This window comes from Streptococcus sanguinis, from assembly GCF_026781265.1.
In the GTDB taxonomy this organism is placed as follows: Bacteria; Bacillota; Bacilli; order Lactobacillales; family Streptococcaceae; genus Streptococcus; species Streptococcus sanguinis_T.
Window position 1 is genome coordinate 623,257 of sequence record NZ_JAKUVC010000002.1, and the last position, 24,121, is coordinate 647,377.

General features: G+C 45.3%; 24 protein-coding genes, 1 pseudogene and 1 riboswitch. Of the genes and pseudogenes, 5 read left to right on the forward strand and 20 right to left on the reverse strand.

Annotated elements, in window-relative coordinates:
- Nucleotides 1-103: 103 nt before the first annotated feature.
- A riboswitch (PreQ1 riboswitch) is annotated at nt 104-148 on the forward strand.
- A 120-nt stretch (nt 149-268) separates the two neighbouring features.
- Nucleotides 269-1,240 carry a nucleoside hydrolase gene (locus MK370_RS03635; protein WP_268684195.1) on the forward strand — a complete coding sequence of 324 codons (972 nt, stop codon included), beginning with the start codon at nt 269-271 and terminating at the stop codon, nt 1,238-1,240.
- A gap of 13 nt (nt 1,241-1,253) precedes the next feature.
- Nucleotides 1,254-1,817, forward strand: a complete 564-nt coding sequence (locus MK370_RS03640) for an ECF transporter S component (RefSeq protein ID WP_268684196.1) — start codon at nt 1,254-1,256, stop codon at nt 1,815-1,817.
- A 75-nt stretch (nt 1,818-1,892) separates the two neighbouring features.
- Here MK370_RS03640 and MK370_RS03645 read toward each other — a convergent pair whose 3' ends face one another.
- The 7 genes from MK370_RS03645 to cdaA all read right to left on the reverse strand — a co-directional run bounded on the left by MK370_RS03645 (nt 1,893) and on the right by cdaA (nt 8,513).
- Nucleotides 1,893-2,054 (reverse strand): hypothetical protein, encoded by a 162-nt coding sequence (locus tag MK370_RS03645; RefSeq protein WP_002895966.1) that lies wholly within the window; start codon nt 2,052-2,054, stop codon nt 1,893-1,895.
- Between the two features lie 11 nt (nt 2,055-2,065).
- Complete coding sequence (gene obgE / locus MK370_RS03650; protein ID WP_268684197.1) at nt 2,066-3,376, reverse strand: GTPase ObgE; 1,311 nt, start codon at nt 3,374-3,376, stop codon at nt 2,066-2,068.
- Nucleotides 3,377-3,426: 50 nt separating this feature from the next.
- Complete coding sequence (locus MK370_RS03655) at nt 3,427-3,555, reverse strand: DUF4044 domain-containing protein (RefSeq protein WP_268684198.1); 129 nt, start codon at nt 3,553-3,555, stop codon at nt 3,427-3,429.
- Between the two features lie 117 nt (nt 3,556-3,672).
- Complete coding sequence (locus MK370_RS03660; protein ID WP_268684199.1) at nt 3,673-5,337, reverse strand: Ig-like domain-containing protein; 1,665 nt, start codon at nt 5,335-5,337, stop codon at nt 3,673-3,675.
- Between the two features lie 128 nt (nt 5,338-5,465).
- Nucleotides 5,466-6,818: a phosphoglucosamine mutase gene (gene glmM / locus MK370_RS03665; protein WP_268684200.1), complete on the reverse strand. Its 1,353-nt coding sequence runs from the start codon at nt 6,816-6,818 to the stop codon at nt 5,466-5,468.
- Between the two features lie 94 nt (nt 6,819-6,912).
- Nucleotides 6,913-7,677 (reverse strand): YbbR-like domain-containing protein, encoded by a 765-nt coding sequence (locus tag MK370_RS03670; RefSeq protein WP_268684201.1) that lies wholly within the window; start codon nt 7,675-7,677, stop codon nt 6,913-6,915.
- Nucleotides 7,665-8,513, reverse strand: coding sequence for a diadenylate cyclase CdaA (cdaA, locus tag MK370_RS03675; RefSeq protein WP_268684202.1), 849 nt, complete (start codon nt 8,511-8,513; stop codon nt 7,665-7,667). The genes MK370_RS03670 and cdaA overlap by 13 nt, the downstream gene beginning before the upstream one ends.
- A 232-nt stretch (nt 8,514-8,745) precedes the next feature.
- Here cdaA and murT point away from each other — a divergent pair, with 232 nt between their 5' ends.
- The 3 genes and pseudogenes from murT to MK370_RS03690 all read left to right on the forward strand — a co-directional run bounded on the left by murT (nt 8,746) and on the right by MK370_RS03690 (nt 11,151).
- Nucleotides 8,746-10,089, forward strand: a complete 1,344-nt coding sequence (gene murT, locus MK370_RS03680) for a lipid II isoglutaminyl synthase subunit MurT (RefSeq protein ID WP_268684203.1) — start codon at nt 8,746-8,748, stop codon at nt 10,087-10,089.
- Complete coding sequence (gene gatD / locus MK370_RS03685) at nt 10,089-10,874, forward strand: lipid II isoglutaminyl synthase subunit GatD (protein WP_268684204.1); 786 nt, start codon at nt 10,089-10,091, stop codon at nt 10,872-10,874. The genes murT and gatD overlap by 1 nt, the downstream gene beginning before the upstream one ends.
- A gap of 18 nt (nt 10,875-10,892) precedes the next feature.
- Nucleotides 10,893-11,151, forward strand: a pseudogene (locus MK370_RS03690) (LapA family protein).
- 18 nt (nt 11,152-11,169) lie between these two features.
- Here the strand turns inward: MK370_RS03690 and MK370_RS03695 are convergent.
- From MK370_RS03695 to atpA, 13 genes are all read right to left on the reverse strand, one after another.
- Complete coding sequence (locus tag MK370_RS03695) at nt 11,170-12,351, reverse strand: MFS transporter (RefSeq protein ID WP_326845071.1); 1,182 nt, start codon at nt 12,349-12,351, stop codon at nt 11,170-11,172.
- Nucleotides 12,352-12,429: 78 nt separating this feature from the next.
- Entirely contained in the window at nt 12,430-13,293 is an 864-nt protein-coding gene (locus MK370_RS03700) for a MutR family transcriptional regulator (RefSeq protein WP_268684206.1), read from the reverse strand.
- Nucleotides 13,294-13,727: 434 nt separating this feature from the next.
- Nucleotides 13,728-15,623, reverse strand: coding sequence for an ABC-F family ATP-binding cassette domain-containing protein (locus MK370_RS03705; RefSeq protein ID WP_268684207.1), 1,896 nt, complete (start codon nt 15,621-15,623; stop codon nt 13,728-13,730).
- Between the two features lie 99 nt (nt 15,624-15,722).
- Nucleotides 15,723-16,088, reverse strand: a complete 366-nt coding sequence (locus tag MK370_RS03710; protein ID WP_268684208.1) for a hypothetical protein — start codon at nt 16,086-16,088, stop codon at nt 15,723-15,725.
- A gap of 4 nt (nt 16,089-16,092) precedes the next feature.
- Complete coding sequence (locus MK370_RS03715) at nt 16,093-16,812, reverse strand: matrixin family metalloprotease (RefSeq protein ID WP_002904157.1); 720 nt, start codon at nt 16,810-16,812, stop codon at nt 16,093-16,095.
- Between the two features lie 178 nt (nt 16,813-16,990).
- Nucleotides 16,991-17,851 carry a DNA/RNA non-specific endonuclease gene (locus MK370_RS03720; RefSeq protein WP_268684209.1) on the reverse strand — a complete coding sequence of 287 codons (861 nt, stop codon included), beginning with the start codon at nt 17,849-17,851 and terminating at the stop codon, nt 16,991-16,993.
- A 58-nt stretch (nt 17,852-17,909) separates the two neighbouring features.
- Complete coding sequence (locus MK370_RS03725; protein WP_002917490.1) at nt 17,910-18,092, reverse strand: DNA-directed RNA polymerase subunit beta; 183 nt, start codon at nt 18,090-18,092, stop codon at nt 17,910-17,912.
- A complete protein-coding gene (gene murA / locus MK370_RS03730; protein ID WP_268684210.1) occupies nt 18,085-19,365 on the reverse strand; it encodes a UDP-N-acetylglucosamine 1-carboxyvinyltransferase in 1,281 nt (426 codons plus the stop codon). Before murA ends, MK370_RS03725 begins: the two co-directional genes overlap by 8 nt.
- A gap of 67 nt (nt 19,366-19,432) precedes the next feature.
- Nucleotides 19,433-19,663, reverse strand: a complete 231-nt coding sequence (locus MK370_RS03735) for a DUF1146 family protein (RefSeq protein ID WP_268684211.1) — start codon at nt 19,661-19,663, stop codon at nt 19,433-19,435.
- 176 nt (nt 19,664-19,839) lie between these two features.
- A complete protein-coding gene (locus MK370_RS03740) occupies nt 19,840-20,262 on the reverse strand; it encodes a F0F1 ATP synthase subunit epsilon (RefSeq protein ID WP_002900740.1) in 423 nt (140 codons plus the stop codon).
- Nucleotides 20,263-20,269: 7 nt separating this feature from the next.
- Nucleotides 20,270-21,676 carry a F0F1 ATP synthase subunit beta gene (gene atpD / locus MK370_RS03745; protein WP_002895993.1) on the reverse strand — a complete coding sequence of 469 codons (1,407 nt, stop codon included), beginning with the start codon at nt 21,674-21,676 and terminating at the stop codon, nt 20,270-20,272.
- Nucleotides 21,677-21,714: 38 nt separating this feature from the next.
- Nucleotides 21,715-22,596, reverse strand: a complete 882-nt coding sequence (locus MK370_RS03750) for a F0F1 ATP synthase subunit gamma (RefSeq protein ID WP_268684212.1) — start codon at nt 22,594-22,596, stop codon at nt 21,715-21,717.
- Between the two features lie 15 nt (nt 22,597-22,611).
- Nucleotides 22,612-24,117 (reverse strand): F0F1 ATP synthase subunit alpha, encoded by a 1,506-nt coding sequence (gene atpA, locus MK370_RS03755; protein WP_002895997.1) that lies wholly within the window; start codon nt 24,115-24,117, stop codon nt 22,612-22,614.
- Nucleotides 24,118-24,121: the final 4 nt, after the last annotated feature.

Below are 24,121 nucleotides of genomic sequence, written 5' to 3' on the forward strand. Positions count from 1 at the left end.
ATTATACCATAAAAAGATGGGGGTGGCCATGTTAGTCTTACTCCCATTGACTTTTTCATTATTTTTATTTATGATAGAAAAACATAGAAATCAAAACCTAGGTTTTGGACTGGTTCGAAAACTTCCCAGAATAAAAAACTAAGTGCCTTTATATTGTATTTAAAATGTCTTGCGCATAGTTTTTTTGCTGTCTCCTCGATTAGGCAGGCTGTTAAGAGGTTGGGACCAATTGTCTCAACCTCATTTTTATATAGGCAAAGGAGAACTCATGAAAAGAAAAATCATTATCGACTGTGACCCTGGTATAGATGATAGTCTAGCCCTAATCTATGCCATTCAACATCCCGATCTAGAAGTAGTAGCACTGACCATCGTCGCTGGAAATGTCCCAGTAGACCTTGGTGTTGAAAATGCCTTTAAAATATTAGAAAGACTGAATCGGTTAGATATCCCAGTCTATGCAGGTGCAGACAAGCCTCTAGTCCGTAACTTCGTTTCAGCTCAAGATACCCACGGTATGGATGGTTTAGGCGAGAGCAGAATCAATCGGACAAGCAATTGTCAGCCCCAGCCTCAGAAAGCTTCTGAATTTCTGGCTACCTATTTCCAGAAGACTCAGGACACTTCCCTTATCACCTTAGGACCATTGACTAATCTAGCAATGGCTATAGAGAAAAATCCACAAATAGGACAACAAATCAAACGTTTTGTCAGCATGGGCGGTAGCTACAAATCTCATGGCAACTGCTCACCTGTAGCCGAGTATAACTACTGGTGTGACCCACACGCCGCTCAATTTGTCTATCAAAAGTTAGGCCGAAAAATCGAGATGGTGGGACTGGATGTCACACGCGCCATCGTCCTCACCCCCAATCTATTAGAGTACATGCGTTTCCTGCAGCCAGAAGTAGCTGAGTTTGTCGGCCGTATCACGCGTTTCTACTGGGACTTCCATTGGGAATACGAGCACATCATCGGATGTGTTATCAACGATCCGCTGGCTATTGCTCATTTTCTGCATGAGGATCTTTGTACGGGCTTCGACTCCTATGTTGAAGTCGTGACCGAAGGCATTGCTCTTGGACAGACCGTGGTTGATGCTTATGACTTCTATCATAAACCAGCCAATGCCTATATTGCAACTCAAGTCAGTCCCTCGCTCTTCTTCCAAGACTTCTTAGCTATCCTCCTGAATCAGCCTAAGGAAACGATTGCTCAAGACCTATCATCACTTTTATGAGGAAAATTTTATCATGAAAAAATCTACACCCCTTATCTTAAGCTTCTTGTCTATCTGTATCGCTCTTAACTACGTGGGAGCTAATATTGCTCTATTTCTGAAATTGCCTATCTATCTAGATACCTTTGGAACGATTCTAGCTAGCTTGACCTTAGGGCCTCTTTCTGGGGCTGGCGTTGCCTTTCTCAGCGCCCTCATTGGCTGGATGACAACCGATATCTTTTCTCTCTACTACTCGCCTGCCGCTATCATCATTGCTCTTTCAGCAGCTTGGTTTTTTAAAGAAAAAGGAAGCTTAAAGCTCAGTCTTCTCTGGAAAACCCTATTGGTAGCCCTTCCGGGTACCCTAGTAGCCTCTGCAATCACTGTCCTGCTTTTCGGAGGCATAACATCCAGCGGATCTAGTCTCATCGTCCAAGCCCTGCGGGGAATGGGAGTCAACCCCGTCCTTAGTATCGTCCTCGTCCAAATACTGACTGATTATGCAGACAAGCTTATCGTTTTAGGTGTCTGCCTAGCTGCTCTCCCTCGAATAAAAGCGGTCAGTCCTAAAATCTTTGCTCAAAACAAAGATTAATTACCTTAACGAATACATCTTTGGCGCAAAAAAAGCAGCTGAGTAGGATTATTTCCTGCTCAGCTGCTTTTTATCTTATTCCTCTTCTGCTTTCGCTAATGCTTCTCTTTCCAGACGCAGCTTGCGTTTGGGATTGAGTTTGTTAAAGAGCTCTTCTAGCTTTTCTGCATTCCAGACATCGGCTGCAGAGACAAAATTTCCATTTTCATCGCGGAAGGATATTGGTTTATCACCCATTGCAAGCCTCCTTAGTCAACGAATTCAAACTCAAACTTGCCGATGCGGACCAGGTCACCATCCTTGGCTCCACGAGCGCGAAGGGCTTCATCAACTCCCATACCACGAAGCTGACGGGCAAATTTCATGACTGCCTCATCACGGTCAAAGTTGGTCATATTAAAGAGCTTCTCAAGCTTGTCACCTGACAGCACCCAAGTCGCATCATCATCACGAGAAATTTCAAAGGCTGGTGCTTCTTCGTCAAAGCCATAGTAAGCTTCTTCTTCCATTTCAGACTCATCGTAAAGCAAGAACTCTGGCGTCTTATCCAGTAATTCTGCGGTCGCATCCAAGAGGGTCGCAAGTCCCTGCTTGGTCAGACTGGAAATGGGGAAGATTTGCGGCAGGTCAGCAAACTCATCATAATTAGCCGCTAATTTTTCTTTGAATATCTTGAGATTTTCATCACTATCAGGCATGTCCATCTTGTTAGCGACAATAATCTGCGGACGCTCCATGAGACGAAGATTGTAGGATTCCAACTCCTTATTGATAGCTAGATAGTCCTCATAAGGATCACGCCCCTCACTTGCTGACATATCAATAACGTGTAGGATAACCCTTGTCCGCTCAATATGACGGAGAAACTGGGTTCCCAGTCCAACCCCTTGGCTGGCCCCCTCAATCAAACCTGGTAGATCTGCTACTGCAAAGGATTCTCCAGAGTGAGTGCGAACCATGCCTAGATTAGGCACGATGGTCGTAAAATGATAAGCACCAATCTTAGGCTTAGCTGCAGTGATAACACTGAGCAAAGTGGATTTTCCAACAGATGGGAATCCGACCAGACCAACGTCTGCTAGAACCTTGAGCTCCAGCAGAAGCTCTCGCTCTTGACCTGGTTCTCCGTTCTCAGAAATCTCCGGAGCAGGATTTTTAGGCGTTGCAAAGCGGATATTTCCGCGACCGCCTCGGCCACCACGCGCTACGATAAATTCTTGACCATTTTCTACCAAATCCGTCAGAACCTTGCCAGTCTCCGCATCACGAACCGTCGTCCCCTGCGGCACTCGAACAATCAAGTCCTCAGCACCTCGGCCATGCATGCCCTTAGTCATGCCCTTTTCACCAGACTGAGCCTTGAAATGGCGATTGTAGCGAAAATCCATCAGAGTACGAAGGCCCTCGTCTACGACAAAAACAACATTGCCACCACGACCACCATCGCCGCCCCAAGGACCGCCATTAGGAACATATTTCTCACGGCGAAAGGCCACCATGCCATCGCCACCATTGCCAGCCTTAACTTGAATCTTGGCCGTATCTAAAAACATACTCATTTTTTCTATTCTCTTTTTCTAGTCTAAAAAAACGCCCTGAAGCGTTTGGATTAAAAGATTGCGCTGATAGCGGTAGCAAAGATTGCTCCGACTGTCACGATGAGCATGATAATCACGACCAGCATCGTCAATTTTTCAAATCCTGTTTTTTTGCGTTGTCCGTTATCTCCAAAAGCCACGATAACACCTCTATCCTTTAAAAATTACTAGGTCTATTCTAACATGATTGCTCCGTTTTTTCAAATGGAAAAGTATGCAAAAAGGCTTTAAGAGAAAACTCTTAAAACCTTTGAATTTTATCTAGTCTTTTTTTGAAGAAAGACATAGCTTCCAAAGCCAACTAAGATTGCCAAACCTGCAACTGACAGCCAAAGTGTAGTTTCTTGACCAGTCTTAGGCAGAACTTTTTTGTTGCCTCCTGCAGCACCCGGATCATTGGTACCATTGTTTGAATTGTTTTTTCCATTCCCTGGATTGTCTGTTCCACCCTTTGGATTGTCGGAACTGTTACCAGGGATATTGTTACCATTGCCTGGGGTATTATTTGGATTATTATTTGGATTGTTGTTTGGATTGTTGTTATTGCCAGGAGTTGGTGGCTGAACTGACTTACCTGGATCATTACCTCTATAAGTATTTGTAAAGACTGGATCCAAGTCATACTTGACAGAGCCCAAAAGCTCACCATTAACATCTGTTACAGTAACTGTCAGCTGTGCTTCCTTGTCATCATAGACATAGTTATCATCATTGCCTGGGATTTCCTTAATGCTGTAGCGGTAAGTACCAGCTGCATTATAGTTCAAGGCCTTGAAGTTGATAGAGCCGTCTGCTTCATTGGTAACTGTTTGAAGCAAGTTACCATTTTCATCAAAGAGACCAAAGGTAAATTGACCTTTTTCTAACTCTTTGTTAACAAGCTTCTTCTGAGCCTTAATCATTACGTCTTTTGCTAACAGAGCGCTTCCTTTACCAGAACCATCTTCTAAACGGACTGACTTAGTAATAGTACGCTCTGGGAAGCCTTTAGCTGTCCAAGACAAGGTGTTGTTAACCACATCACCTACTTGAACACCATCTAGTACGCGAGTAGAGTACTCAATGTACATTGGCCAGTTGTAGTTATCACCAAAGTTGATGGTAAAGCCATTGGCATCACCATTAGCATTTTGTGTAAGAACCGCCTTGTTAGTGAAGTTATCCAAAACAGGCAGAGTCAGCAAGTGCGCTTCATTGCGGATACCACCTTCTACAGGAGCATAACGAACTGCGCGCAGTGTACCTGGTACCAGTGTCAGACCATTGCCAAAGTTGTCTGAAATCACCATGTTGCGAAGCATGTCCTGTCTTGCATTCAGGATAATGCGCCACTTGACAATCTTTGGATCGCTACTGTCTTGGTAACCATATTTCATTTCATATTCACCAGCAGTTCCTTCTACTTTTTCGTATTGGAAAGAAAAATCTGTCTGGCCAAATTTGAAGGAAACTGGCCCTGAATTTTGCACCTTGTCGTTATTAACTCGTACATTAAAAGTCAGGGACATTTCTTTTTGTTCGGTGTAGTTAGTAAAGTAATTACTAAACGTTACCGTAACCGTCTGAGTCGCTGGATTCGCTTGAGCTTTTCCGACTACTTCTCCCTTGTGATTGACAACATCAGATACTTGGAAGTTTAAGGGAGTAATCAGGGTTAATTCCTGCGGCAGTGAGAAAGTAAGGGTGTCCCCTTCAGCGATAGTTTGAGATGACGGGAATGTGAAACTAGTTGTTGCAGATAAAGTTTCATTGGTCATAACCGTTGAGTCACTTGTTACTGGCACACCATTTTTAGTGATACTGGTTTGTTGAGTATAGTATGTTACCTCAGCAGCCTGAGTCCTAGCAGCAAAACCAATACCTGTAACAATAGCCGTTAACAAAATTAAAATTTTAAGAATGATCGTCTTCTTATCTTTCATTGTATGCTCCTTTCATAGCTTATTATACCAATAGTATTGCAATTTATCAACATTTTGTATCAAAGTGTTTAAATATTCACACAAATGTAAAAAAACCAAGACGTTGTGTCTCAGTTTCTTTACATTTATTAATCTATTCCAATTTCATCTCGAACAACATTGGCAATGGTATCTACATAATAATTAACTTCTTCGTCAGTTGGTGCTTCAGCCATGACCCTCAGCAGAGGCTCAGTTCCACTCGGACGAACCAAAATTCGGCCATTGCCAGCCATTTCAGCTTCCATTTTCTCAATCACCGTCTTGATAGCTGGAACTTCCATCGCCTTGTCCTTCATGCTGTTTTCTACACGTATATTGACCAGTTTCTGCGGATAGATGGTTACTTCAGCAGCCAATTCAGATAGTTTCTTACCTGTTTCCTGCATGACCTTGGTCAATTGCACAGCTGAAAGCTGACCGTCACCTGTCGTATTGTAGTCCATGATGATAACATGTCCAGACTGCTCGCCACCTAGATTATAGCCATTCTTGCGCATTTCCTCTACTACATAGCGGTCACCAACTGCTGTCACAGCCTTTTGGATACCTTCTCGATCCAAAGCCTTATGAAAGCCTAGGTTGGACATGACAGTCGTAACAATCGTATTCTGCGCCAGCTTGCCTTTTTCAGACAGGTACTTGCCGATGATGAACATAATCTTGTCACCATCTACCAGCTCACCATTTTCATCCACTGCAATCAAGCGGTCGCTATCTCCATCAAAGGCCAGACCAATCGCCGCACCAGACTCACGAACAACTTCCTGCAAAGCTTCTGGATGCGTAGAGCCAACATTCAGATTGATATTGAGGCCGTCTGGATTTTCTCCGATAATCGTCAACTGTGCGCCGAGATCCGCAAAAATCTGACGGGCGCTGGTAGAAGCCGCACCGTTGGCCGTATCTAAGGCCACATGCATTCCTTCTAGTTCCAAGCCAGTTGAAACCAAGTATTGTTGGTACTTGCGCAGTCCTTCTGGGTAATCCACCAAGTCACCTAAACCTTCGGCACTTGGACGTGGCAAGGTATCTTCTGCTGCGTCCAGCAAAGCTTCGATTTCCAATTCACGCTCATCATCCAGTTTATAACCGTCACCACCAAAGAATTTGATACCATTATCCAAAGCTGGATTGTGGCTGGCAGAAATCATGACTCCGGCGCTGGCTTTCTCTGACTTGACCAGATAAGCTACACCAGGCGTTGCAATGACACCCAGCTTATAAACATGAATCCCAACGGACAAAAGTCCTGCAACCAAGGCGCTTTCCAGCATTTCTCCTGAAATTCGAGTATCACGGCCAACAAAGACCCGAGGCACTTCACTTTCGTGCTGGCTCAGAACATAACCACCAAAGCGGCCAAGTTTAAAGGCCAATTCCGGCGTTAATTCCACATTTGCTTCTCCGCGAACACCATCGGTTCCAAAGTATTTACCCATTATAAATAGTTTCCTTTCATAAGACCTGGATGTAAAGGTTTTGGCTGCAAGCAAGGCAGACCGCTTTAATCCAAGTTTATTTTCAAAATTTTAGTTAGTTTTTATTTGATGAGCTCGTATTTGAGCTGCTGTTAGAGGAGGACGAGCCAGAGTTGTCTGCTGTTTTAGTGTTGACACGCATAGTCGTTTCAAATGGAGTCACCACGCTCGGCATAACATTCCCTTGTCCATCAACAGCCTGCAGCGGCGCTGTCCCGCTATAGTTGCCGGTGATAATGACATTGGTCGGGAGAATAGCTACGACATATTCAATCTTAGACAAGGTCTCCTCGTCACTGGTTACTGTAGCTTCCTTGTTTTCCAAGGTCACACCACTAATAGACACATTTTCAGCCACCTGACTGTCTGTGATGAGGTAGCGGACCTCAACCTTCTTGCTGGCTTTTTTACCAATCTTAACAGAAATCTTCTGTGGAGTGACTGTAGCAGTCAGACCGCTTGGCAGGTTTTCAACCTTTAGCGGAATTTCTACTGTTCCCTCTGTAGCCTTAGAAAGATTAGCTACAACTCGAAACTTCCGAGTACTTTCCTGCATTTCACTGGCTAGATTGACCCGGTTGGAGCCTGTCAGTGCGACGGAAACTTCAGAAGTAAAGCCACTGATAAAGTAATTCTCGCTGTCATATTTGATGTCAATTGGCACATTGGAAACCGTATTGGTATAAGTTTCAGATGTGACCTGTCGAACTCCAGTATTGTTTTGATAACTGCTAGAGGTTGCATAGACAAAAAGAACTAGGGCAAAGAAAAACGAAGAGATGATATAAAGAATTTTTTTACGTTTTTTCATTTCTTCCATCCTCCCATGACGCGTTTTTTCAAACCTGCTGGCTTGTCCTGCTCTGATAAGAAGACCTTTCTCAGCTCTGTCTCAAACTCATCCAAAGTCAAATCATGCTTGAAAATTCCATTGTGCGTAGTGGAAATACCGCCGGTTTCTTCTGAAACGACAAAAGTAAAAGCATCGGATACTTCAGACAGGCCAATAGCTGCGCGGTGCCGAGTTCCAAACTCCTTAGAAATACCACTGCTTTCTGTCAGAGGCAGGTAGGCACAGGAAGCCGCAATCTTATTATTTTTTATGATGACAGCTCCATCATGTAATGGCGTATTGGGGATGAAAATGTTGATTAGCAGCTCTCCGGACACATCTGCATCCAAGGGAATCCCTGTCGCAATGTACTCCTGCAAGGTGCGGGTCCCTTGAATAGCCACCAAAGCCCCGATTTTCCGCGGACTCATATAGGCAACAGACTTGACAAAGGCCTGAACCATTTTTTCTTCGTTACTGATGGGCGTCGCAGAAAAGATATCCGTTGCTCGGCCAAGCTTTTCCAATCCTGCCCGAATCTCAGGCGAGAAAATCACCACGGCCGCAATGACCCCGTAAGTTATGACCTGATTAATCAACCAAGAAATGGTCGTCAAGCCGATGATATTGGCAAAAAACTGTGCCAAGATAAAGAAGAGCACCCCGCGGACCAGAATCATAATTTTCGTACCAGCAATGGCCTTGATTAGATAATATAGAATCCATGCGACGATAGCGACGTCAATAATATTAATTACAATCCTCCAAGGGTCAGAAAACAAACTGGCCCAATATTGGAGATTGGTTAGTTGTTGAAAATTCATACTTAGACTTCCTACTCCTCTACAAGCAAAATCAAACAGCTGTAGCAACAAATCGAACTTATTAAATCTAGTAACAGCCTGATTTTATCTTGTAATTAGAGTTCACTCAATTAACTTCTCTCTTTTTATTTTACAGTGGGTCTTAATGCTTAAAGACTTACCAACCCATTATATCACGTTTGTCAATATTTTTCTGTAACCTTCTTTACTTTTTTATGATAAAATATTTCTTATGAAGATAAATACAGCCTTGGGCCTCTTGGCAGGCAAGTCCTCCCACTTTGTTCTCAGCAAAATGGGACGCGGCTCTACTCTGCCAGGGAAAGTTGCCCTGACATTTGATAAAAATATTTTACAAAACCTAGCGAAGAACTATGAGGTCGTGGTTATTACCGGAACCAATGGGAAAACTCTGACTACAGCTCTGACGGTAGGCATTCTCAAGGAAGCCTTCGGACAAGTGGTGACCAATCCCAGCGGTGCCAATATGATTACTGGGATTACGACAACCTTCCTGACCGCTAAGAAAGGCAAATCTGGCAAAAATATCGCTGTGCTGGAAATAGACGAAGCCAGCCTATCTCGGATTTGTGATTATATCAAGCCTAGCCTCTTCGTCTTTACCAATATTTTCCGAGACCAAATGGATCGCTATGGTGAGATCTACACGACCTACCAGATGATTCTGGATGCTGCAGCTAAAGTACCTGAAGCGACTGTGCTGATGAATGGTGACAGCCCCCTCTTTAACTCGGTCACTCTAAAAAATCCTGTCCACTACTATGGATTTGATACCGAGAAAGGCCAGGCTCAGCTGGCTCACTACAATACAGAGGGCATCCTCTGTCCCAAGTGCGAGCATATCCTCAAATACGAGCTCAACACTTATGCCAATCTGGGGGCTTATATCTGTGAGGACTGCGGCTTCAAGCGTCCTAAGCTTGACTACAGCCTGACCGCTCTCAGAACACTTGAGCATAACCGCTCGGCCTTTACCATTGATGGTCAAGACTATCAAATCAATATCGGAGGCCTTTATAATATCTACAATGCCTTGGCCGCTGTATCAGTAGCTCAGTTCTTTGGTGTCGAGCCGGCTACTATCAAGGCTGGCTTTGACAAGAGCCGGGCTGTCTTTGGCCGTCAGGAAACTTTCAAAATCGGCGATAAAGAATGTACCTTAGTCTTGATTAAAAATCCGGTCGGGGCGACCCAAGCTTTAGATATGATTGGACTTGCGCCCTTTGACTTTAGCTTGTCCGTCCTGCTCAACGCCAACTATGCAGACGGAATTGATACCAGCTGGATCTGGGATGCTGACTTTGAGAAGATTTTAGAGATGGAAATTCCTCATGTCATCGCAGGCGGTGTGCGCCACTCTGAGATTGCTCGTCGCCTGCGGGTAACGGGCTATCCAGCAGATCAGATTACTGAAGTCAAAGATTTAGAAGCCGTCTTCAAAGCCATTGAGCAGCAAGAAACCAAGTATGCCTATATCTTAGCAACTTATACTGCTATGCTGGAATTCCGCGAGTTGCTGGCAGAACGACAAGTAGTCAGAAAGGAGATGAACTAATGGTTTACAGATCCCTCACTTCTCCTGAAAACCAGGACTATCGCTATGATATAAAGATTGCTCACCTCTATGGTAATCTCATGAATACTTACGGCGACAACGGCAATGTCCTCATGCTCAAGTATGTGGCTGAAAAGCTAGGCGCTAGTGTTGAAGTCGATATCGTCTCTCTAGAAGATGACTTTGACAAGGACAGCTGCGACATCGTCTTCTTTGGCGGAGGTCAAGACTATGAGCAAACGATTGTGGCTCGTGACTTGCCAGCTAAAAAGGAAGCTTTGGAAAGCTTTATCAATGAAAACGGCGTAGTGCTAGCTATCTGCGGCGGATTCCAGCTCCTAGGCCAATACTATATCGAAGCTTCTGGTCGACGAATCGAAGGCCTGGGCATCATGGGTCACTATACCCTCAACCAGACCAAAAACCGCTATATCGGTGACATCAAGATTCATAACGAAGAATTCAATGAGACCTACTACGGCTTTGAAAATCACCAAGGACGGACTTTCCTCTCGGACGATGAAAAACCTCTGGGCAAAGTCGTCTATGGAAATGGCAACAATCAAGAGGATGGTTGCGAAGGCGTCCATTATAAAAATGTCTTTGGCTCCTACTTCCATGGTCCCATCTTGTCCCGCAATGCGAACTTGGCCTACCGTCTAGTGACCACCGCTCTGAAAAATAAGTATGGCTCAGATATTGAACTGGCGGCTTATGAAGATATCCTAGCCCAAGAAATCCCAGAAGAATACGGAGATATCAAGAGCAAGGCTGAGTTTGAATAGACAAACAGGAGAATCACTATGAAAGAAAAATTGCATTATATCCTGCTTTTAATTACCATTCTATTGGTTGCCAGTATTTCCTTGGCAAATATGCAGAGTGTCAATGTTAGCTTTATCCTATTTAGCTTCAAACTTCCCTTAATCATATTGATTTTGGTCTCAGTGCTCCTAGGCTCTGTCACGACCTTTCTCATCAGCATGCTAAAAAACTTCTCTCTGAAAAAAGGAGCTTAAAAAAACCAAAGAAGCACTTAAAAATTCCCATACAGAAAACTAGGTTGGAAATCACTCCAGCCTAGTCTTTTTGTATTCTCTTTTGATAAAGGTAGGAAATCAAAGCCAATCCCATCACTCCGAAACCAATCAGAAGAAAGGAAAGGGTGTGGACACTCGGCAGAACAGTCATTAGAAAAGTCGCGGGAGGCATGAAAAGAATTGCCAGCGTGTAGATCGTTGAGAAAACGCGGCCTAGATACTGCTTGTCCACCTTGGTCTGAACCTGGCTGAAGAAATGAATGTTGAACACAGTCATAAAGAGCTCACAGATAAGATTACCAGAATAAGAAAAATAGGGATGAACCGGTAGCAAAGCAGAGACGCCCATGACTGCGACTCCAACACCGGTCAATAGCAGGGCTACAAGTAAATTGCCCATACTGGCCTTAACCTTGCTGGCTAGAATAGCTCCAATGACTGAGCCTATAGCACCCAAACTCAGAATGCTTGCATAAGATCCCGTCTTTTCATAGAGCTGATTGGTAAAAGGCAATAGATAATTAAAGGCCGCAAAGAAAAAGTTAACTGCAGAAGCTACCAAGAGCATAAAGAAGATTTCTTTTTGCTGACGGATATAAACTAAACCTTCCTTGATATCTCCCAGAATATTGCCAAGATTGATGGGAGACTTCTGCTTGCTTGGCTCATGATTCGGCAGAAAGTAAACCAAGGCAAAAGCCAGAAAGAAGCTAAGGGCATCCAGCTGAAGAGTCATGCGCAGATTTGCATACTGCATCACGATAAAAGACAAAACTGGAGCTGAGACACTGATAACCTGCAAGGCCAATTCCAGATGAGAATTGTAGGCCACGATGTCTTCCTTGTCCACAATTTCGGTAATATAAGACTTATTAGCTGGCCTAGAAAAAGCAAAGGCTATAGCCTGAACCACATTGGCAAAAATCAGCGCTCCAATCATGAGGTGGTCATTAGAAATAAAAGAAATCAGCAGACAAAGTCCAGCACAAATCAAGTCCGTTACCATTAGCACCTTACGTCTGGAAAAGCGGTCCGTAATGGCTCCCCCCAAAGGATTGAATAAGATGGAAGTGACTAGCTCCGATATCTGATAAATGCCCAAGAGCGTCTGTCCCAGAGCTCCCAAAGAAGCAAGCCAGATGCTATTCCCATAGTCATAAAGCATATTTCCAATTTTATTAATAGCAGCCCGTGTAATCAGCTGCGCCGCCTGTCGATTCATAAAAATACCTCCTTCCATTTCTGAAACTATTGTATCAGGAATGGAGGGAAGTTCTTTATTTTTCCCATATTTGGGAAATTATACTTTTACAAACTTATCGAAGTGCTCTTGATAATAGGCGACTTGCTCAGGTAAATTCAGCACTTCAAAGATGTGCATGGCTTCCTGCATTTGCTTGATTCCCTGCTTCTTCTGCCCCTTCTGATAAGCTGCAAAACCTTTTAGATAAAGGAACACATTGCGTTCATAGAGTTTGATGCCTTTGCCAACAATCTTCTCTATATAAGACTCGAAATAACTAGCCTTATCAAAAGAACGACTTTCCAAACAATGCTGGTAACAATTGAGAGCTAGAATCAAGACTAGTCTCTTATGGCGACCAATTTCTTTGTAGTAGTCCTCCCGCTCCATGACTTCCTTGCCCAGACGGTAGACGTAGTCCACATCATAGAAGCTATAGAGATTACCAAATAGGATCAGCTCATACATGGTCCAGTCTTCCACTTGGAAGAGATAATCAGCCACCTTATCTAAATCCTCTTGCCTCATGCGAAACTGACTGTCTCGCTGACAAATCAAGCCCTGCATCAAAATCCAATTCAGCTCATAGTAAAGAGGCGCACTGCTGGCCTTGGCCTTTTCCAACTGCTCCGCTTGCAAGTCTTGAAATCCCTTGATGTCATTTGAGTAGTAAAGAGGGATAATCTTACCCATCATGGCCACGTGCTCATGCTGCTGGAAATTCCGTGCCTTGTCTATAAAATTTTCAAGGGTCACATGAATATTATCCAAGAGATCTAAAAATTTCGAGAGGGTCATGTCCGACTCACACAGCTCAAAACGAGACAGCTGAGAAGTCGAGCAAACCTGACCCGCCGCTTCCTTCAATGAATAATGTCCATTTAAACGAAAATCACGAAAAACTTTGCCTAAATCTTCCATTTGTTTACCACTTAAATTCCTTTAATTGCTGTTTCGCTTCCCTAGTCGCTCTTTCAAAACTACCTTCACCGCCCCTTGTTCGGATTTTATTTTCAGACGAGGCTCTTTTCGTCAAAATCTTATCGGCTGAAAGTCAGAAAAGGCAAATTCTGCTAAAAGAACTCGTCAGAAAACAGAAAGTTCGGGATTTGCTCTCAGACCAACCGTCAGAAAATCTGACAGAGTCATTTTGCTCCAAAATAACTTTTCAGAAAATCTGACGGACTGACTTTTCTCTAAAAGAACTTAGATTGCATGAAGAATAGTTTATTTTCCTCGAAAAAATCTCAGAACACATGTAAAAATTCGTTTTTTACTCTTTTTTGGCTGATTTCGCATGTAAATTAAGCATTCTGAGCTCTGGGGAGCTCATTTCTCACAGAAACTGCATACTCCTACACCTTCTCCGCCAGTTCTTCCCATTCTAGCATGGCTTCTTCTTGGGCAGCAGTCAGCTGGTCAATTTGCTTCTGGCTCTCCATGAGTTCAGCGGTGTCGTTGGTTTCCTCCATGGCTTCCTGAAGCTGACTGATCTGGCTGTCCAAGTCCTCGATTTGCGCTTCTAATTGCTCTAAGCGACGGGCCAAACGGCGCTGTTCTTTCTGGTTTTCCTTTTGAAGCTGATAGTCATTAGCAGGTGCTGGCTTGTCAGGACTAGTCTGCTCCGTCTCCTCACGCAAGGCTTCCTGCTCTGCCTTTTTCTCTAGGTAGTAGTCATAATCACCCAGATAAAGGGTGGAGCCTGTCTCAGAGAGCTCAATAATCTGTGTGGCCACGCGGTTGATAAAGTAACGGTCATGGCTGACAAAGAGCAGGGTGCCGTCAAAGTCAATCAGGGCATTTTCCAGCACTTCCTTGCTGTCAATGTCCAGGTGGTTGGTCGGCTCGTCTAGGATGAGGAAGTTGTTGTTTTCCATAGACAGCTTGGCTAGAAGTAGCCGCGCCCGCTCTCCACCTGATAGCATGCCGACAGACTTCTTGACATCGTCTCCCGAGAAGAGGAAAGCGCCTAAGCGATTGCGAATTTCGACCTCTGGCGTCAGCTTGAAGTCATTCCATAGCTCGTCAAGTACCGTGTTGCTGGCAGTCAGTTTGCTCTGGGTTTGGTCATAGTAGCCCACTTCCACATTAGCTCCCAACTGCTCCTTGCCTCTGATGAAGGGCACTTGACCGATTAGTGATTTAATCAAGGTCGTCTTTCCAATCCCATTTGGTCCGACAATAGCTACCGCATTAAACTTGCGAATGTCAAGGTTAATCGGCTCCGACAGGACTTCCTCGCCGTAGCCAATAGCTGCGTCTTCCAAGGTCAGAACAACATTGCCTGAAACCTTATCCGATTTGAAGGTCATATTAGCCGAGCGATTGCCGGTCTCCGGCCTGTCCAAACGCGCCATCTTTTCCAGCTGCTTGCGACGGGACTGAGCCCGCTTGGTTGTGGAAGCCCGAACCAGATTGCGATTGACAAAGTCCTCCAGCGCAGCGATTTCTTTCTGTTGCTTTTCATAGTTCTTAGCTTCAGTGGCTAGCTTCTGCTCCTTTTGGACCACAAAGCTAGAGTAATTACCCACATAGCGATCCAAGGAATGCTTGGTCAAATCCAGCGTGATGGTCGCAACCTTGTCTAGGAAATAACGGTCGTGGCTGACGATGATCAGGGCACCGCTGTAGTTGACTAAGTAAGTCTCTAGCCAGGCAATGGTCTCGATATCCAAATGGTTGGTCGGCTCGTCCAGGACCAGCAGTTCTGGCTTTTCCAAAAGCATCTTGGCCAGAGCCAGACGGGTATTCTGACCGCCTGACAGTTCAGAAATCTTCATCTGCCACATGGACTGGTCAAACTTGAAGCCATTCAAAATAGCTCGAATATCGGCCTCGTAGGTAAAACCACCTTTCTGGCGAAAATCCTCTGAAAGCTCGTCATACTGGGTCATGAGAGCAGTCAGATCTTCCCCTGACAATTCTCCCATTTGCAGCTCCATCTGCCGCAAGCGCTTCTCTTGCTGAAGCAGACTATCAAAGACCAGCAGCATCTCATCGTAGATAGTATTCTCCGACTCAAAGCGGCTGTCCTGTGCCAGATAGGACAGGGAAAGATCTCGTTTTTTATTAATCTGACCAGAAGTAGGCTCTTCCTCGCCCACCAAAATCTTGAGCAAAGTTGACTTCCCAGCTCCATTTTTACCGACGAGAGCAATCCGGTCACCCTCATCCACCTGCAGGTTAATATTGTCAAAAAGAAGCTCCCCTGCAAAAGAGCGCTCAATCTTGCTTGCTTGTAAAATAATCATAAGACCATTATAGCAGATTTCCAGAAGCACAGCTATCAGAATTCAAGAGAAAGCGAACTCAGCTCCCCAAAAGAAAAAAGACAGCCATACCTGACTGCCTTACATAAAACTATTGAGAATGAATTGATTCTGCAAAATCAGATAAATTCCCAGCAGAATCAGAACCGCAAAGACAACAAATTTAATCATTCCCTTAATCAGACGAATAACCAGAAGGATAATCATGGACCCGACTAGCCACATAAAGGCGGAATTGTGAAAAAATCCCTGAACTGCCTCAATATTCTGACCGAAGAAGACCTGAATGGGCGCTGGAACATGATTTTCCCAAGCTGCTGTCACTCCTAGCTGGTTGGCAATCTCATTGCCGCTTTTCCATAACCAGACAAAGATTCCTGAGTTAAAAACAAAGAGAAAAACTTGCTCTGGAAAGTGTCGAATCAAGTAAAAAATAGATTTTAACATAGGCTTACGATTGATACAAGTCTTTTACAGCCTGGATATCTGTGGGCTGGATACTGTAAAATGAGCCTGCTGACTGCATCACTGATTCCTCCTCATTATGGTCTAATCCGATAGCATGGCCCAATTCGTGCGCTGCTGTATTGACAATCCGCTCATGAGAATAGGCATAGCGACTGTCCAGCAAGTAGTAACTATTAAGGCGAACCGTGACATGGGTAAACCGCTTGGTTAAGAGATTGGTCTGCGACTCAGCTTCACCAGCTGCACTGATGTTGCCATCGTTCATCTCCGTCGCAACAATGTCCGCCTTGTCTTTATCATTGATGATTTGAAAGGTGAAGGCACCTGTTTGATTCCAAGAATCAATGGCCTCCTTATAGGCTGAACGGAAGGTTTCATTATTTGTATCAATATAAATCGTGGCGCTTGGCTGATCCCAACGAGCCCCTGTTGTTGCATGCTCATCTGTCAGCTGATCCGTCTGTGTTTCCTCACTGCTGTGAAGCCCCGTGGAAATGCCTTGGTGATTTAAAAATTGATCCACTCTGCCAACAGCTGTCTGAACAGCCTGCGTCAGTCCCTCGGTGCCCGGCTCTGTCGAAGTGGTAAAATAGAAAATTCCGACAATAACCATAAAGCTCAGGACAAAGGACCAGGCAAGGCCCCAAACCACGCGCCCAATCAGACGCATGAGGAACCGGATGCTTTTAAAAATAAGTCCCATTGCAACCTCCTTTACTAGATTGTAAGAGAACGTTGATTTTACCACCGCTTTCTTAAAGAAGGCTGAAAAATTAGCCTTCTTTCTATTCTATTAGTATAAAAGAAAATGACTACAAATCTGCAACCATTTCTTTTCATTCTAATAAATACTCTTTGCAAATCCATTTTTGAGTATCAAATTAAGAACCTCTATCCAGACTGATCCTGCCACTATTATAGTCCAGACGAATCCCTTTTTGCACATTCGGGATAAAGACATTGAATTCCAGACTGCCATCGCTGGACTTGGCCTCTAGATGAGACCCAACCGGTACTAAATCCGTCTCCGTGGCATAAATCAAGGTTACCCGGTAGCGCACCCGCTTGTTCTTATCCAAAGCCTTCCGGATCTTTGTCTCATAGTAATTCTGCCCTGTTGAGTCCGCTTCATTGGCTTGGTTGGACCAGGCTGTCTGCACAGCGATATTGGCAGGATTGCTGGTAGAGGCATCAAAGCCCTTCAAACCACCGATCAGCGAATAAGCCAAGAGATGTCCTCGGTCCACAGCATGATTGTACTCACCAGGGAGGTTCTTGAGTTGATGCCAGCCTGCCGGTACCCATGAAGTGTTGGCATTTCCAGTTTCTTCCCGTTTTTTGTATTGGCGGGTAGACTTGGATAAAAAGGCATTCGCCGCCGTCGGAAGGGTTTTCCCTTGAACAAGCTTGGTCTTATTGTCAGCGTAGGGCTTACTAGAAATCCCCGCATCCAAGTCTGTCTTATTTCCATTCACGATAAAGGCGCCAGCTCCATTCCATTCAATGCTGCCTTTGAGCTGAGCTCGGACAGCATCCGTCAGAACGCTCTCAGCCAGTTCCTGGCTAGGGGTGCCCTGATCTTGGACTTGCCCAACCCTGATTTCTGAATTTGGACTCTGAAGTGGCTGCTGACCATCCTGTCCCCAGAAATAGCCAGCCAGAGCCAAAATCAAGGCTAGAGTCAACCCAGCCCAGCCTTGCAGGCTCTTAGAATTCCTTTTCTGACTAGTCTTTCTTTTCATCTTCTTTCTTTCAACTTAGCAAACTGGATTCATTTCAGCCAGTCTTTTCAACTAGGAGCTAGTTTCCAGTAAACTTCCCGATTAATTCTTGCCAGGTTTCTGGTGACCAGATAGAGCCCTTACCGTTTCCTATAACATTATAACCAATCATCAAAGCCACGAAAAAGAGAATCACGGCTACCAAGAGAACCAGTAAAACAAGGCCAATCTGTCGCCCTAAATATTTAAGATTTTCACTCATCGTCTTCTTCCTTTACACGCTTCATTTTGGCTCCCAAGGCTGCCAATTTCTCATGGAATTTATAGTAGCCTCGGTCTAAGTGTACAAGCTTGCTGACCTTAGTCTCGCCTTCAGCAATCAAGCCCATCAGAATCAAAGTCGCACTGGCCCGGAGGTCTGTTGACATGACTTCAGCTCCCTGAAGACTGCCGCCGCCCCAGATGCGAGCTGTGTCACGCATGATATCAGAGTGCAACCCCATCCGACGCATTTCCTCTAGATGCTGGAAGCGGTTCTCAAAGACGGTCTCAATCATCGTAGACTCGCCCTTGGCCATGGCCATGAGCGCCGTAAACTGAGCCTGCATGTCGGTAGGGAAGCCCGGATAAGGAAGGGTCTTGACCGAAACTGGTCTCAGCTTCGAAACATCAGAACGAATCCGAATCCCTTCATCTTCCTCTGTCACTTCCACTCCCATTTCCTGCATTTTGGAAAGCAGGGGACGATTGTGCTCCCAAATGGCATCCTCAATCAGCAAGTCACCGCTGGTCATAGCTGCAGCAACCATAAAAGTTCCTGCTTCAATACGGTCTTGAACCACATTATGCTTAGCCCCGCGCAGCTGATCCACTCCAACAATAGTCAGAGTCTCAGTACCTGCTCCTCTGACCTTGGCTCCCATTTCATTCAAAAAGAGAGCTAGGTCAACGATTTCAGGCTCCCGAGCAGCATTTTCAATCACTGTCGTACCTTGAGCCAGTGTTGCAGCCATCATGATGTTTTGCGTTGCTCCCACACTGGGAAAGTCCATGTAAATGTGGGCCCCCTTGAGCCGCTCTGCCTTCGCTTCGATGTAACCCGCTGTTTGGGTAATCTGAGCGCCCATGGCTTCAAGACCTTTTAGGTGCAAGTCAATAGGCCGACTGCCAATCGTACAGCCGCCTGGCATGGAAACCTTAGCGTGACCATTACGAGCCAGGACTGGACCCAAAACAACGATAGACGCCCGCATTTTGCTGACGTATTTATATGGCGCCTCCTCTGACAGAGGTTGAGTGGCGTCCACAACAACTGTATTTTCTTCCTGATTAAAATCCACCTGAGTGTTTAAACCGCGGACCACATTGTTCATAGTAAAGACATCAGACAAGACCGGAACATTTTTCAAAACAGACTGGCCCTCACTAGCCAAGACTGTTGCTGCCAAGAGAGGCAGCACCGCATTTTTTGCTCCTTCAATCTTGACCCTTCCGACCAAGCGATTATCTCCACCTTGAATAATAATTTTTTCCATACCGATTCCTTACTCTAAATTTTTAAAATCATCCATACTATCATACCATAAAATCAAAAATATGACCTTATAAAGTACCATTAAAAATCGCCCGGCTCATATCGTAAATACCAATGAAGAAAAGGCTGACTAAATAGCCCAAGGCAATACTGAACAAGAGAATCAAAAAGCGAATCTTCATCGCATTTTCGGCATTAACCTTGAAAAACCTCTCCCACTCAACAACCGTTGACAGCAGATGAAAGGCAAAGAAAATAAAGAGCAAATGACTGCATAATTTAAAAATAACTTCTACCATAACTTTTATTATACCACAAGACTCCAGTCAAGGACGAACTAAACAGTCCTTCCCTTTTTCTTTGGAAAAGAAAACTGAGACAGACCTGCCTCAGTTTTTCGTATTCAGTTTGTATTCAAGAAACCAAATCTCGTCAGATGAAGGATGACTTCCATCAATCTAGGCAAAATAACTTCTTATAATCTTGTTCCGACATTGATCCGGTTAATCGCCCGCTGCAGGGCAATCTTAGCCCGGCGTTCTTGGTCAATCAAATGCTTATCATGTGCTTCTTCAATTTCTTGCTCAGCTCGGAGCTTAGCACGCTCAGCCCGACTAATGTCGATATCTCGCTCACGCTCAGCTGAGTCCGCCACAATAGTAATGACATTATCTGCAATTTCAATGATTCCGCCATTAACCGCAATCCAGTCGATATGCTTGTCATCATCAATCCGGCGCACCTTGACCTGATCTACTTCTAAAACAGCGATGGTATTGATGTGGCGGGGCAAAATCCCCAGCTCACCATCAATGGTCTTTACGGAAACAAATGCAGCATGGTGATCATAAATAAGACCATCCGGTGTCACGATTTGTACTGTCATTTGAGCCATCATTCACCTCTTAGAATCCCATTTTCTCAGCCTTGGCCAATACATCCTCGATGGAGCCTACGCCACGGAAGGCGTCTTCTGGCAGCTTATCGTGCTTACCTTCAAGGATTTCTTTGAAGCCACGAACCGTTTCAGCTACTGGCACATAGGAACCTGGCTGGCCGGTAAATTGCTCCGCCACGTTGAAGTTCTGTGACAGGAAGAACTGAATCCGCCGCGCACGTGCAACCAAAGTCTTCTCATCGTCAGACAACTCGTCCATACCAAGGATAGCAATGATATCCTGCAATTCATGATAACGTTGCAAGACCCGCTTAACCTCTGCTGCCACTGCATAGTGCTCTTCTCCGACAATCTCTGGTGAAAGGGCACGCGAGCTGGAAGCTAAGGGATCCACGGCTGGATAAATCCCCAGCTGAACCAATTTCCGTTCTAGGTTGGTCGTAGAGTCCAAGTGAGCAAAAGCTGTCGCTGGCGCTGGGTCAGTATAGTCATCCGCTGGCACATAGATAGCCTGGATAGAAGTAACGGAACCTTTCTTAGTTGAGGTAATCCGCTCTTGTAACTGTCCCATCTCTGTCGCAAGTGTTGGCTGGTAACCAACGGCTGATGGCATGCGGCCCAAGAGGGCAGATACTTCCGAACCAGCCTGCGTGAAGCGGAAGATGTTGTCAATAAAGAGCAGCACGTCCTGACCTTCCACATCACGGAAATATTCCGCGATGGTCAGTCCGGTAAGAGCAACCCGCATCCGAGCTCCTGGCGGCTCATTCATCTGACCAAAGACCATAGCGGTCTTTTCGATAACGCCAGACTCTTTCATTTCCCAGTAGAGGTCATTCCCTTCACGCGTCCGTTCACCAACACCTGTGAAGACAGAAATCCCACCGTGCTCTTGGGCAATGTTGTGAATCAATTCCTGAATCAGGACTGTTTTCCCTACTCCGGCACCACCAAAGAGTCCAACCTTCCCACCTTTCAGATAAGGTGCTAGAAGGTCGATAACCTTGATCCCTGTTTCCAGGATTTCGGATGAAGTCGATAGTTCATCAAAGGTCGGTGCCTTTTTATGAATCGGCTGGCGCTCTGCATCCTCTGCAAAAGGCGCATCCAAGTCAATAGTGTCTCCTAGGACATTGAACACCCGGCCCAGAGTTTCCTTGCCGACTGGCACAGAAATCGGACGGCCAGTATCCAAGACCTCCAAACCACGCGTCAAGCCATCAGTCGACTCCATGGCAATGGTCCGCACCACACCGTCACCAAGCTCAAGAGCTACTTCAAGGACGATTTTTGATTTTTTCTCATCATTTTTATAGACTACAAGTGCATTATTTATCTCAGGTAGCTTGTCTCCAGCAGCAAACGCAACGTCTACGACCGGCCCGATAACCTGAGCAATTTTGCCTGAGCTCATGTTTTTTCCCTCGTTTAATTTCTAATTCATTTGTGGCCTTATTCTAGGGCACTTGCACCCGCCACGATTTCAGTAATTTCCTGCGTAATGGCAGCCTGCCGAGCGCGGTTATACTGAATAGTCAAATCACTGATGACCTTTTTAGCATTGTCTGTCGCTGTCTGCATAGCAGTCATACCGGCAGCATTCTCCGCCGTCTTGGCATCAATAATGGCACCGTAAATCATGCTCTCTGCAAATTGGGGTAGCAGTTGGTCCAAGATAGAATCCCGACTGGATTCCAGTTCCAGATTCAGCGTATAATCTTCATCAGCTTCATTAGGGTCCAAGTCAATGATTGGCAGCATCTGCTCCACCCGCATCTGACTGGTCAGACTGTTGACGTGGTGGTTATAGCAGACATAGAGCTCATCAAAGAGCTCATTCTGATACATCTCAATGGTCTTGCTAATAATTTTACGGACCTCATCAAAACTAGGCTGGTCTGCAAGGCCACGCAGCTCATAAACTGGCTGAATGCCCCGAGCTCGGAAGAAATCAGCACCGACACTTCCGATACAGATGACTTCAAAGTCCTCTCCAGTTGGATGGTACTCAGCTTTCAGCTCCATCAAAGCCTTAAGGATGGTCGCATTATAGCCACCTACCAGACCGCGGTCAGAAGTAATGACGATATAGGCTGATTTCTTAACTGGCCGACTGATTAACATCGAGTGATGATGAGCATTTTCAGCCTCGTGGCCATGCAGCATATCTGTAACTAACTTACGCACTTTCTGGGCATAGACCTGAAAGTTCTTAGCTGCTTCCTCAGATTTTCCCAGCTTAGCAGCAGAAACCATCTGCATGGCATTGGTGATTTGACTGGTATTTTTCGTGGATGCAATTTTATTTTTAATATCATTTAATGAAACTGCCATCTGACACCTCTATTCTTATTTGAAGCTAGACTGGTCTATAAACTCAGTAATGGCAGCATCCAAGACTTCCTCACTTGGAAGGTCTTTCGTTGTCCGAATGGTTTCATAAATGCTTTCTTGATGTGCATCAAAATAGGCAAATAATTCTGACTCAAAGCGCAGAATATCGTCTACTGGCACACTGTCTAAAAAACCATGGGTCAAAGCATAGAGAATCACTACCTGCTTTTCAACCGGCAGCGGCTCGTGAATCGGCTGCTTCAAAACTTCTACAGTCCTGCGGCCACGATTGAGCTTGGCCTGCGTTGCCGCATCCAAATCACTACCAAACTTAGTAAAGGCCTCAAGCTCCCGATAAGAAGCCAGGTCGATACGCAAGGTTCCGGCTACTTTCTTCATAGCCTTGATTTGGGCAGAGCCACCAACTCGTGATACAGAAGAACCTGCATCAATGGCCGGACGTACCCCAGCATTGAACAAGCTATCGCTGAGGAAAATTTGTCCATCAGTGATTGAAATCACGTTGGTCGCGATATAGGCTGAAATGTCTCCTGCCTGCGTTTCAATAAATGGCAGAGCTGTAATCGAACCACCACCCAACTCATCAGAAACCTTGGCTGAACGCTCCAAGAGACGGCTATGCAGATAGAAAACATCTCCTGGAAAAGCCTCACGGCCTGGCGGACGACGGAGCAGGAGAGACAGTTCACGGTAAGCCACAGCCTGCTTGGACAAGTCATCATAGACAATCAAAACATGCTTGCCATTATACATGAACTCTTCTGCCATCGCTACACCAGCATAAGGCGCCAGGAAGAGCAAAGGCGACGGCTGTGAAGCAGAGGCTGTCACGACAATCGTATAGTCCAAAGCACCATACTGACGCAGCGTTTCTACCTGCGTACGAACGGTAGATTCTTTCTGACCAATTGCCACATAGATACAAATCATATCCTGACCTTTTTGGTTCAGGATGGCATCAATGGCAATGGTCGTCTTCCCAGTCTGACGGTCCCCGATAATCAGCTCCCGCTGGCCGCGGCCAATTGGAACCAAGGCATCAATAGCCTTGAGACCTGTCTGCAAAGGCTCAGATACTGACTTACGCTGCATGACACCCGGAGCTGGTGTTTCAACCGGGCGTGTCTTATCCGTGACAATGTCACCAAGTCCATCTACAGGACGACCCAGCGGATCAACAACCCGCCCAATCAAGGCCTCGCCCACAGGAACTTCCATGATTTTGCCAGTCCGGCGAATGGTATCTCCCTCACGAATGTCTGTAAAGTCTCCCAAGATGATAATCCCAACATCGGTTGACTCTAAATTTTGCGCCATACCATAAGAGCCATTTTCAAAGATTAACAGCTCTCCGCTCATAGCCTTATCCAGACCATGAGCACGCGCGATTCCATCACCAATATAAGTGACGACCCCTGTTTCTGTGACGTCAAAATTTGGCTGGAAATTTTCAATTTGTTGCTTAATTAAAGCGCTGATTTCTTGTGCGTTAATCGCCAAAATT